Below are 11,503 nucleotides of genomic sequence, written 5' to 3'. Positions count from 1 at the left end.
TGACGCTTCGCTGCTGCTTGGTGGACGGGCGGACGGGCGGACGGGCGGACCGGGGGATTGCCGGGCCGCCCGTCCTCATATCCGTGCGGTGCGCAGGAGCGTGCCTGCGCTCGACGCTGCGAGGTGTACGGCTATTGCACCGGTTGCCGGCCCCGACTGTGATTCGCGTCGAGGAGCGACGCGGCAGTGGGCCGCAGAGCCGGCGCAGCCAATTGCACGCCGACGGTGGCCGTGCTCGATCGCGCGCCTACATGCCTATCTTGTTTGCGGTCACGATCAGCCTTATGCCGAGCATGCCAATCGCGCCCGCGGCCAGACGATCGATCGACGACTTCAAGCGCAGATACAGTTCGCGCGGGCGACGCCCCGAAAAGCAGACCGCCACCAATGTGTACCAGCCGGCCTCGATTGCGAACACGCAGGGCGGCAATGCGAGACAGGCCCAGAGCGGTGGATGCGGCGGCAGCAGGGCGGCGAAGATGCTGCCGTAGACGATCGCCGTTTTGGGGTTGCTCAGCTGCGTCGACACGCCAAGCCAGAAAGACTTGCGCGCGTTGCCGCCGCCCGCGGTGGTGTGGCTGTCGACGGCGAAGGGCTGCGAAGCACCCCGCCAGATGCGAGACGCCAGATAGACCAGATAGATGCCGCCAGCCATCTTCAGGGCAATGTACAGCCATCCGACCGCCGACAGCAGCGTGTACAGGCCGGCCAGCGCAATGCAGCTGAAGAACACGCCGCCCATCCCCATTCCCAGTGCCGTTGCGATGCCGTCGCGACGCGACAGTCCAATCGCATTTCGCGCCACCACCACGAAGCTGGGGCCCGGGCTCATCGCGCCAAGCAGGGTGGCGGCGAGGATGCTTGCAACGGCGGCGGTCGGCGTCATCGGGTAGCGCTCAGGATGGGTTGCCTGGATAGTACGCGGAATTGCTTGCGCCGTTGCGCGCGGCATGGCTAAGCGCTCACCTGGACGACAATCTTCCCAAACGCGCCCTGATCGAGCCGAGCCAACGCAGCGGGCAGTGCGTCGAACGAGAAGACCGAGTCGATGACGGGCGCAATGCCGGTTTGTTCCACCGCCCGCACGAAACGTTCAAGGGCGCGCCGACTGCCGGTGCCGATGCCGTGGATCGTTACATCCTTGAGCATCAGCGGCATGGCGGGCGCACTCATCTCGAAGCCGGCAAGCGCACCGATCTGGCAGATATGGCCGCCGACCGCGGCGGCTTGCACCGACCTGGCGAGATGCGCGCCGCCTACCACTTCCAGCACGTGATCCGCGCCGCGATCGTCGGTGAGGCGATACAACTCGTCAAGCCAGTCTGCTCGGTCGCGCTCGATGTAGTGGTCCGCACCCAGCGCCCTGACCCGTGCCTCATGCTCGGCGCGGCCGGACACGATCGCCATGGCGCCGCTGGCTTTGGCGATCTGCAAACCGAAAATCGCGACGCCACCGGTCGACGGGATTAGCACCGTGTCGCCTGTCTTGATGCGGGCGCGTTCGACGAGGGCGAACCAGGCGGTCAGGCCGGCGCACGGTAGCGTGCAGGCCTGCAGGGCGCTGAGCGAAGCCGGTGCGCGAACGCACCATTCCTCTGACAGAACGACGTATTCGGCCAGCACGCCCGGATAGTAGCCGCCCAATGTACGATAGGCCGGTTCGCGCGCGGTACCCGGCCGCACGCCGTCGATCCAGTCCGGCGTGAAGGTCGAAATGACGCGCGCGCCGGGTCCGAAACGCGTCGTGGCCGGGCCGACGCTGATCACTTCCCCTGCGAGGTCCGAGCCCGGCGTGAATGGGAAGCGGAGCGGCAGCCCCCGACCGCTTTCCAGAACCATCTTGTCGCGGTAGTTCAGGGCCACCGCATCGACGCGCACCAATACCTCGCGCGGGCCCGGGGTCGGCACCACGACCTGCCGACATGTCAGTTGTTCGCGGCCGACGCCGTCGCTCGCCCAGCGCATCATCGTTTCGTTCACGCTTCCTCCATGCGTCCGATCCAGAGGCCGCACGGGTTGCGCGGTCGCCTGGTGACCCATGATGGGGGAGCGGGCGATGTATGATAAGGCGCTACGATCGGGACGGGCTGTTGCAGTGGAGATAACAAAAGTCGACGCCACGCAGTATGCTCGCCTGGCGGCGTTCCTTGCTGTATTCGAACAGCGGAGCTTCCGCGGGGCTGCCACGCGGCTCGGCACGTCGGCTTCCACCCTCAGTCGCATGGTGCGGCTGCTGGAGCAGGATGTCGGCACGCGGCTGCTGAACCGCACCACCCGCAGCGTGGCGCCGACACAGGCAGGCGAGGCGTTGTACATGCGTGTCAGTGCCTCGGTCATCGACATCGAACATGCGATCCGGGACGCCGGCTTACACCGGACGCTGCCGCGCGGTGTCGTGCGCATCAACCTGCCGCGGCTGGCGGCCGGGCAGGCGATACTGCCGCGCCTTGCCGCCTTCGCGGTGGCCTATCCAGACATCCGTCTCGATCTCGTCATCGATGACCTGCTGAGCGACGTCGTTCGTGACGGCTTCGATGCCGGCATCCGCTCGGGCGCGCTGGTGGATCGCGACATGATCGCGGTTCGGATGACGCCCGATCTCACCACGACGGTCGTCGGATCGCCGGCTTACTTTTCGGGCAGGACGCTGCCGAATGCGCCGGACGACTTGCACGTGCACATGTGCATCAACTACCGGTGGAAGGAAACGGGTGTGTCGCCGCCGTGGCGCTTCAGAGGACCCGGTGGCCCGATAGCGATCAAGGTATCGGCAGCGGTCAGCGTCAACGACAGCAATCTGGTGCTGGCTGCCGCGCTTGCCGGCGTGGGCCTGGCGCAACTACCAGGCAGTGCCGTCGCATCGCACCTGGAGCGCGGAGAACTCATCGGCGTACTGCAGCCGTGGTGCGATTCGATCCCCGGTTTCTTTCTGTACTATCCGTCGCGCACTCATCTGTCCGCCGCCTTCCGCGCCTTCATCGACTTTTTCAAGGCACGCTGATTTGCGATGGGGCGCTGCGATGGGGCACAGCGAGGGGGGGCTGAGATGGGTGCTGCGCCGGAGTGATGCGGCTTCGCCGAAAGGGCGGCACAACGCGCGAGCGGCGCGGCCGACCGCTGCGGCGTCGCGCGCGCGGCGCCGCCCAGGCCATCAAGCGCTCTTGGCCGGCTTGCGCCGTGAGCGAGGCTGGCCAACCGACGCTTGCGTCAACGGCACCCACTTGCCGATCAGGTCTTCAAGCCGGTTCTGGTCTTGCGCCAAGACGAGGCGCATATGACGCAGGAACTGCTTCACGTTCTCCGCGAGCGGCGTGCCCGGGCGGAACACCAACATGCCGGTGAAGGCGGTGGCGATTTCCACCGGTTTGATGACCAAGCCCCGGGTCACGAAGTCGAGCGCCACCATCGGATGGGCAAGGCCGACACCGACGCCCGCCAACGCCAGTTCGCATACCGTGTGCGAGTAGGGTGTTTCGATCAACGGTTTGAGCGGCAGCGCGAGGGCGCTCAGTTCCGACTCCAGGCGCGCGCGTGTGCTGTCTTCCGGGTTCAAAGCGATGAAGCGGGCCGCAGCCAGGTCGGCCGGTTTGATCGATCGCCGTCTCGCTAATGGGTGGTCGGCATTCATCACGGCAACGCCCGGCATCGACACGAACGCCGAGTGTTCCAGGCCTGTCATCGGCATCTCGTCCGACATCAAGCCGAAGTCGACCTGGCCGGCCGATACCTTCTCGTGCACCTCGCGCGAACTCATCACTTGCAGCGATATCTGCACATTGCGCGAGGGCGCGTCGAACGACGCGACGACACGCGGCAAGAAGCCATTGCCGAGCGCGGGCATCGATGCGATTGCGAGTCGGCCCAGGCCGTAGGAGCGCAGGCTGCGAATGCGGTGCTCGATGACTTCGAAGCCGACGAAGTAGCGGTCTACGTCGCGCATCAGTGCAACCGCCTCCTGGGTTGGTACCAAGCGGCTACGCAGGCGTTCGAACAGCTTGAAGTCCGCCATTGCCTCCAGACGTCTGATTGCCTGACTGACCGCTGGTTGTGAGATGTTCAGCAGCACGGCGGCCTTCGCCGTGCTGCCGGCGTTCATCACCGCCCGGAAAACCTCGATGTCGCGCACGCCCATATAACCCCAGCTTAACCGCTCGATAAGCACGATCTTGCGTCATCGAATCCGCGATGTAAACGCGCGTTGGCGCGTTGGCGTGTTGGCGTGTTGGCGCCTCGGCGCCACTGCCAATGGCAGACCCGCACCGCGCATGCCGCCAAGGCTTCCAGCAAGCGCTACATGTCGGGGCAGCGCCGGCGATCTTCAGGCGTCGCGGTCCGCCCGCGCCGCTACCAGGCGTGAAGCCGCGCTGCTGAGTCGGCGATAACCGTTACTTATAGACTGAATTATTTCCGAGGCCGCGTTCGTTGCGCGCATCCCTATACTCGCCTGCACTGCCTGCCAACGAACAATGCTATGCAACAGAATCCCGATCGCATCCGCCTTTCGGAACAGCCGTTCCGCAGTCTTTCTCCGGCCGTGCAACGTGCGTCCACCGTCGTCTTCGACTCCCTCGCCGATTTCGCGCGACGCAAGGAACGCCAACCGGACGGTTTCAGCTACGGCATCACTGGCACACCGATCGCGCGCGAGCTGGAGTCGCGCGTCGCGGCGCTGGAGGGCGGCGGTCATTGCATCGTGACGCCGTCGGGCGCGTCGGCACTTTTTCTGACGATCATGGGCTTCGTGCGTGGCGGCGATCATCTACTCGTGTCGGCGTCCTGCTATGGCTCGTTGAAGACCTTCGCGACGAAATGGCTGGCCGAATTCGGTGTCGACGTCGAGTTGTTCGCCCCGGAGAGCGGCGCGGAGATCGAGGCCATGCTACGCCCGAACACCCGCATGATCTGCCTCGAAGCACCAGGCACGGTGACGATGGAAATGGCCGACATTCCCGCGGTGGTGGAGGTGGCCCGGCGGCGCGGTGTATTGACGATGATGGATAACACCTGGGCCAGTCCACTCGCCTTCCGCCCGCTGGACGTCGGCGTCGACTTCAGCATCGAGGCGGCGACGAAATATTTCGGCGGCCACTCGGACCTGCTGGCCGGCACGGTCAGCATGCGCGACTTTGCCCACTATGCGACGCTGCGCGAAACGCAGAGCATCCTCGGGCAACAGACGAGCCCCGACGATTGTTTCCTGATTCTCCGGGGGCTGGAGACATTCAAGCTGCGCTTCGAAGCACAGGCGGCTTCCGCACTGCGCGTCGCGTCATGGCTGAACGCCCACCCGGCAGTCGACGAGGTATTGTTTCCCGCCCTGCCTGGCAGCCGGGGCCACGCGATCTGGCAGCGCGATTTCCGCGGCCACGGGTGCCTGCTCTCGATCGTTCTGCAGCCCGCACCGGAGGCGGCGTTCGAAGCCTTTTTCGATACGTTGCGCATGTTCGTGATCGGCGCGAGTTGGGGCGGTGTGCACAGCCTCGCCGCTTACTACCCCGCACCGCTACAGCGCGATCGCGCGTTCCCATTGACCGACCGCGCCATCGTTCGGCTGTCCATCGGCCTGGAGGATTGCGATGCGCTGATCGCGGACCTTGACACGGCCTTGCAGGCCTTCGACCGCACGCGCGCGTGACACCGCGCCATCGTGGTTATTTCTCAAATCGACGAACAGACGGAGTGTTCCATGCTGAAGCAGCCATTCCTTTCGACCCGTGCCATGCGCGCCGCTGTAGTGGCGCTCGGCGCGTTCGCTTTCTCGTTCGGCGCCGCGCATGCCGATGCGGCCGACAGCCTGAGCCAGATCCGCAGCAGCGGCACCATCCGCATCGCCAATACGCAGAGCAGCCCACCGTGGAGCATGCTGGGCGCGGATAACCGCCCCGAAGGGTATGACGTCGCCGTTGCGCAGGAACTGGCGAAACGCTTGCAGGTGCCGAAGGTCGTGTTCGTCGCCGATTCGTTCAAGAATTTTGTCGAAGGTCTCAAAACCGGCAAGTACGATCTCGTGATGAACGACCTCACACCCACGCCCGAGCGCGAAAAACAAGTGGATTTCGGCGCGCCGTACGGGGTCGAGCAGTTCCGCATCTTCGTGCGCAACGACAGCCGCATTGCGTCGCGGGCGGACCTGAAGGGCAAGCGCGTGGGCGTGTCGACGGGCTCGAGCAACGAGTCGTGGGCCAAGGCGCATCTGACGGATTCAAGCATCCGCAGCTATGACAATGGTGCGTTGATCTTCAACGATCTCGGCGTCGGACGCCTCGACGCGGTGATCATCTCGCACTTCGGCGGCATGAAGTACGCAAACGTGAATCACTTGCCGGTGAAGGAGGTCGGCGAGCCGCTGACCTATCAGCTTTCCGCGCCGGCAATGGCCAAGGGCCAGCCCGAACTCAGGCGTGCCGTCAACGATGCGATCGCGAGCATGCTTGCCGACGGCACCATCGCGCGCTTGTCGCAGCGCTGGGTCGGCAACGACTACGACATGGTCGGCAGCATCGCCGCCGCCCAAAAGGAGTAAGCGATGTTCGATTTGCTTGCGCGGGCCTGGCCCCTGCTTGACGCCGCGATTCCGGTGACGATCCTGCTCGGCTTGAGCGCGTTCATCCTGGGTTCGTCGCTGGGCATGTTGATCGCGCTCGCCCGACTGTCGGCGATCGCGCCGCTGCGGTGGCTCGGCTTCGCCTACGTGTCGGTGTTCCGCGGTACGCCACTGCTCGTCCAATTGCTGCTGGTGTATTTCGGCTTGCCACGCTACGGCATTGCGCTTGATCCGATTCCGGCCTCCATCGTGGCGTTGACACTGTTCTCCGCCGCTTATCTCAGCGAAAACTTCCGGGCCGGCATTGCCGCGGTCGACAGCGGGCAGTGGGAAGCGGCGCGTTCGCTAGGCATGGGCTATTGGCGCGCGATGCGGCGGGTGATCCTGCCCCAGGGCTTGCGCATTGCAGTGCCGCCGGTGGGAAGCCGTCTGATTGCGTTGATGAAGGACACGTCGTTGGCATCGACCATCACGGTGGTGGAAATGACGCGGGTTGCCGAGGAAGTCGGCGCGACGACCTTCCGGTACATGGAAATGTTTCTTATCGTCGGCATTCTCTACTGGCTCATCAACCAGACGCTGACGCTGATCCAGAGCGCGGTCGAAATGCGACTGTCGAGGCACTTCAGATGACACCCTCCACCAATATCACGGTCAGCGCAAAGTCGATCAGGAAGTCCTTCGGAAGCAGCGTGATTCTGAACGGGATCGACCTCGAGGTTCACAAGGGCGAGGTGGTGGTGATCATGGGTCCGTCTGGCTCGGGCAAGACGACGCTGCTGCGTTCGATGAACTTCCTTGAGATGCCGGACGGCGGCACGATCGAGATTTGCGGTAGCCGGGTCGATTGTGCCGAACGCGCGGATCGCAATCAGCGCCGTCGCATCCGCGACATGCGCCAGAAGAGCGCGATGGTGTTTCAGTCCTTCAACCTGTTTCCTCACATGACCGCGCTGGGCAATGTAATGGAGGGGCCGATCAGCGTGCGGGGCATGCCGCGCGCCGAAGCCGAAACGTTGGGCAGACGACTGCTCGGCCGCGTGCACCTCTCGGAAAAGGCCGACGCGTACCCCGCCAAGCTGTCGGGCGGCCAAAAGCAGCGGGTCGCGATCGCGCGGGCGCTGGCCATGGCGCCCGAGGTCATCCTGTTCGACGAACCCACCTCTGCGCTCGATCCTGCATTACGCGATGATGTCCTCGAGACGATGCGCGAACTTGCGGCGGAGGGCATGACCATGCTGATCGTCACGCACGAGGTCAGGTTCGCTCAGGACGTTGCCGATCGCATCGTCTTCATGCAAGACGGCGTGGTCGTCGTAGACGCTCCGCCGGCCCAATTCTTCGGCGACAATCCTGCGCCTCAGGTCGCGCGCTTCCTCGCGAGGCTGTAGCGGGCGGCAGCACGGCCGTGGCGGCAGTGCGGTCGATGCGCATGCGGGGGTCACACGAGACTTCCCCGCGCGCGGATTGTCGCAACAGCAGTCCGAACAGCAGCCGCAACGGCAGCCGCAACGGCAGTCGCAGTCGCAGTCGCTGGGCGTTATGCGGCCAATCGAGTGGATAATGAATGCGCCCCGCTCGACAGCGCAAGAAGGACATTTCGATGCAACTTCTGGATCACGTCTCAATTGGTGTTCCCGACTTCGCGGCCGCCCGCCGTTTCTACGATGCCGTGATGGCCGCGCTTGGCGCCGCGAAGGTCTACGACTTGCCCGACGCACTCGGTTACGGTGAGCGTTGCAGTGCGACCGATCCGATATCGACCTGCCTTGCGGTCTACCTCGACGCGGACCCGATCGACGAAAGCAAACGCCATTGGTGTTTCAAGGCCGTGTCTCGCGCTGAGGTAGATGCATTCTTTGATGCGGGCCTTGCAGCAGGCGGAAAGGCCGACGGTGCCCCTGGGCTGCGCCCACGCTATCACCCGCACTACTACGCGGCGTTTCTGCGCGATCCGGCCGGCAACCGTGTGGAGGCGGTGTGTCACGCTGCACCGCCTGGAAGCGGCGCGCTGGACTGAGTAGGACGGACGGGTTGGTGCTGCGGTCGCGGAGCCAGGCCTGAGTGCCTTCAAGCGCACACTGCGAGCGGCAGCCACCGCATGCAAGCCGTATCCAACTACTACTGCCGCTGCAAAGGCCGGCATGCAGCCAAGCGACTTGCATGCAAGGCGACGCGCAGCCACCTCCTGCGCGTGAGCAGGCGCACGCTTGCGACCGCAAGCACGCCGCCGCTACCGTACCGGAGTGGCGGCACCGCCCAATGGCGCCTAAACGCTGCTGAAAGCGAGCATCGTCCGTGGCGCACTGTCGTGTTACACGCGCAATCTGCTGGGTGCCCGATGTGCGATGTGCATTCGCCGCGATGCGATGCGTGCCAATCCGCCCATATCCAACACGTCTCTTCGAGACAGCTGACCTGCAACCCAACCATCTGTTTCAACCGTAACGTCCAATCCCCATCCAGAAACAATCCGGTAATCGCTGGCCGGTAGTCTTCGCCTGCGGTCGGGTGAAGGCGAAATGAAATGTGCGCCCGCACCGCTCACATGCGCTTTTCGAAGTCATGCAAAGCGAAAAATCAGAAGAAGAATGCGGATCAGGGAGACAGACATGACGAGCAGCCCCATCTTTGTGAAGCGACGAATGTCACGGCATGAAGCGGTTCCGCGTGCCGCAGGCCACGCCAGCTCAAAGCGAAACACGGCCTAACCCGTAGAGCCGGCGTGGCGCGAAGCGCGCCTCTCTGCTCAGGACGCAAGAGGCCGCTTCAGCGGTGCTGCCGGCACCAACTAGCAAGTTGCTTCATCGAAGGAAACGTACACGCTTCACGGCGGTCTTGACCCGCCGTGTCGTTGGACGCGTGCGTCCGTTCGCCTCGAAGGCTTTAGCGGACGCCGGGGCTCGGGCAGGGCGGGGCGTTGTACGCAGTGCATCGACATCACGTCGTGGATCTTTCAAACAACCAATCGGAGTTCAGCGTGAGAAGAGTCATCTTGAAAGCGGCCGTACTGCTGTCCGTCGCCTGTCTCGCTTCCTGTGGCGGAGACACGAAAGAGGCGCCGCCGCAGCCGCAACCGCAACCGCAAGCTGCGACGACCGTGATGGTCTATATGGTCGGGTCGAATCTCGAAAGCAACAATCAGCTGTCCGCGACAGGCAACCTGAAGGAAATGCTCCGCACGTCATTGCCGGCGAATACCAATGTTGTCATCGAGACCGGTGGCGCAAACGTGCAGAACAATCCATCGAGCCCGGTGCCGAACTGGATCAATGTGAAGCGGCACGTATTGTTGGGCGGACGCCTGCAAGAGGTGGCCGACCTCGGCACGCCCGATATGGGTGCGGCCACCACGCTCTCCGATTTCATCTCTTGGGCGGGCAAGACGTATCCGGCCACGAACTACAAGCTCATCCTCTGGGACCACGGCGGCGGCTGGACCGGCTATGGCGGCGACGAAAACAAGCCGGATGCGCTCGGAAGAAACTCGATGCTGTCGTTGACGTCGTTGTCGACCGCCTTGCAGACTGGCACCTCGAACGGCGCGGTTCACTTCGATGTGATCGGCTTCGATGCATGCCTGATGGCCACGGTCGAAGTGGCCGACGCGCTCAAACCCTACGGCGATTTCCTTCTCGCGTCGCAGGAGCTTGAGCCAGGTTCCGGATGGAACTGGACGACTGTCATCGCTTCAGCGGACCAGGACGCCAAGACGTTCGGCAAGACCGTCGCTGATGCCTATGTCAGCAAGCAGGCTGACGAGCAACAGTTCGGCACCTTGTCGCTGATCGATCTCACCAAGGTCGCCTCGGTGCAACGTTCGATCGAATCGTGGTCGGGCTCCGTGCTGAAAGAGGTGCAGGGCAGCGATACCACCTGGCCTAACCTGGTCTGGAAGCGCGCGGTCTCGATGGCGTTCGGCGGCACCGGCAACGGCACCGACAGCCGTGACGACCTCGATCTCGTCGACATCAAGCAATTTTCGCAAGCGATTGGCGACACCACGCCTGGCTCCAAAGACGTGGCCAACGCGGTCAGCGACGCGGTGATTTATCGCAACGCAACGGCTAACTACAGCAGTGCGTCTGGCTTGTCCCTCTATTTTCCGTCGCGTTCGCTGCGGAACACGCAGTCGTCTGCGGACTATCAGAAGAGTGTCGCCTTCTCGCCCGTCTATCGGAGCTTCGTCAAGAATTACGTGGCGGCGCTGGCTCAGAAGCCACATGTCTGGGACATCGACTCGTATGTCGGACAAGGCAAGCTCGTCGCCGATGCCCATAGCGATGCAGGCGTCATGTTCGTGGATACGCTATTGCTCTCGAGTGTCGATGCAAACGGCATAGCGACGATGGTGGGCAGCATGCCAACCTATCACAGCAACAACTTCGCGGCGAAGATCACCGTCAGTGCACCGCTGTCAGGCAACTGGCTGACCCTGCGGGGCAACCCGGTGATTCTCGGCTACATCGGCGCGGACGACAATCGGCAGTACTGGGGGGTGCCGATCGAGCTCAACGATACGCTGACGTATCTGATCTATACGGCGAAGCCCGGTACCGATGAGCAGGTGTGGACAGCGATCGGCACCACGTCCTCATTGAAGGACCAAGTGCCGCGTCTGATGCCGCTGCCGAGCGCGACGGACAGGATCCGACTGCTTGCCGCCAAGATCGATACGACGACGGCTCAGGCGAGCGACCTGCTGCCGAGCACGCCTGTTTTCTCGGCAAGCAACTTCGATCTGTCGATGAGCGCGGTACCGGCGGGGTACAAGCAGGCCGCAATGTTGACGGACGGCGTCTGGTCGACGAAGGTTTCGACCGTCTACTCGCGACTCGACTGAGCAGGACGAGCGACTCGGTCGAGAGAATCAATTGATCGGGTCGCTCGACCGGATGGCTCGCTAACGGTGGGGGCGCCACGGTTGCGGTGGCGCCCCCGTTTCACATGGCGTGGCGC

10 protein-coding genes are annotated in these 11,503 nt (G+C 63.8%); 7 read left to right on the top strand and 3 right to left on the bottom strand.

Annotated features, from left to right (window positions below; all coding sequences use genetic code 11):
• Positions 1-247: 247 nt before the first annotated feature.
• A complete protein-coding gene (locus tag BLU54_RS04275; protein ID WP_091905990.1) occupies positions 248-886 on the bottom strand; it encodes a LysE family translocator in 639 nt (212 codons plus the stop codon).
• Positions 887-954: 68 nt separating this feature from the next.
• Positions 955-1,980, bottom strand: coding sequence for a zinc-dependent alcohol dehydrogenase family protein (locus BLU54_RS04270; RefSeq protein ID WP_170845014.1), 1,026 nt, complete (start codon positions 1,978-1,980; stop codon positions 955-957).
• Positions 1,981-2,095: 115 nt separating this feature from the next.
• Here BLU54_RS04270 and BLU54_RS04265 point away from each other — a divergent pair, with 115 nt between their 5' ends.
• Positions 2,096-3,001: a LysR family transcriptional regulator gene (locus tag BLU54_RS04265; protein ID WP_211435299.1), complete on the top strand. Its 906-nt coding sequence runs from the start codon at positions 2,096-2,098 to the stop codon at positions 2,999-3,001.
• A 150-nt stretch (positions 3,002-3,151) separates the two neighbouring features.
• Here BLU54_RS04265 and BLU54_RS04260 read toward each other — a convergent pair whose 3' ends face one another.
• Positions 3,152-4,132: a LysR substrate-binding domain-containing protein gene (locus BLU54_RS04260; RefSeq protein ID WP_091905126.1), complete on the bottom strand. Its 981-nt coding sequence runs from the start codon at positions 4,130-4,132 to the stop codon at positions 3,152-3,154.
• A gap of 339 nt (positions 4,133-4,471) precedes the next feature.
• On the opposite strand from BLU54_RS04260, the gene metC reads away from it, so the two are divergent.
• The 6 genes from metC (at position 4,472) to BLU54_RS04230 (ending at position 11,387) form a co-directional block, all read left to right on the top strand.
• A complete protein-coding gene (metC, locus tag BLU54_RS04255; protein WP_091905123.1) occupies positions 4,472-5,635 on the top strand; it encodes a cystathionine beta-lyase in 1,164 nt (387 codons plus the stop codon).
• Between the two features lie 51 nt (positions 5,636-5,686).
• Positions 5,687-6,523 (top strand): ABC transporter substrate-binding protein, encoded by an 837-nt coding sequence (locus BLU54_RS04250; RefSeq protein WP_235837786.1) that lies wholly within the window; start codon positions 5,687-5,689, stop codon positions 6,521-6,523.
• A gap of 3 nt (positions 6,524-6,526) precedes the next feature.
• Positions 6,527-7,177: an amino acid ABC transporter permease gene (locus BLU54_RS04245; protein ID WP_091905120.1), complete on the top strand. Its 651-nt coding sequence runs from the start codon at positions 6,527-6,529 to the stop codon at positions 7,175-7,177.
• Positions 7,174-7,935, top strand: coding sequence for an amino acid ABC transporter ATP-binding protein (locus BLU54_RS04240; protein ID WP_091905117.1), 762 nt, complete (start codon positions 7,174-7,176; stop codon positions 7,933-7,935). Before BLU54_RS04245 ends, BLU54_RS04240 begins: the two co-directional genes overlap by 4 nt.
• Positions 7,936-8,147: 212 nt before the next feature.
• Positions 8,148-8,564, top strand: a complete 417-nt coding sequence (locus BLU54_RS04235) for a VOC family protein (RefSeq protein ID WP_091905984.1) — start codon at positions 8,148-8,150, stop codon at positions 8,562-8,564.
• A gap of 960 nt (positions 8,565-9,524) precedes the next feature.
• Positions 9,525-11,387 (top strand): clostripain-related cysteine peptidase, encoded by a 1,863-nt coding sequence (locus BLU54_RS04230; protein ID WP_235837785.1) that lies wholly within the window; start codon positions 9,525-9,527, stop codon positions 11,385-11,387.
• Positions 11,388-11,503: the final 116 nt, after the last annotated feature.

The sequence above is a fragment of the Chitinasiproducens palmae genome (assembly GCF_900095735.1).
Classification (GTDB): Bacteria; Pseudomonadota; Gammaproteobacteria; order Burkholderiales; family Burkholderiaceae; genus Chitinasiproducens; species Chitinasiproducens palmae.
The sequence above is the reverse complement of the archived record's forward strand: the minus strand, read 5'-3'. Positions and strand labels throughout refer to the sequence as shown.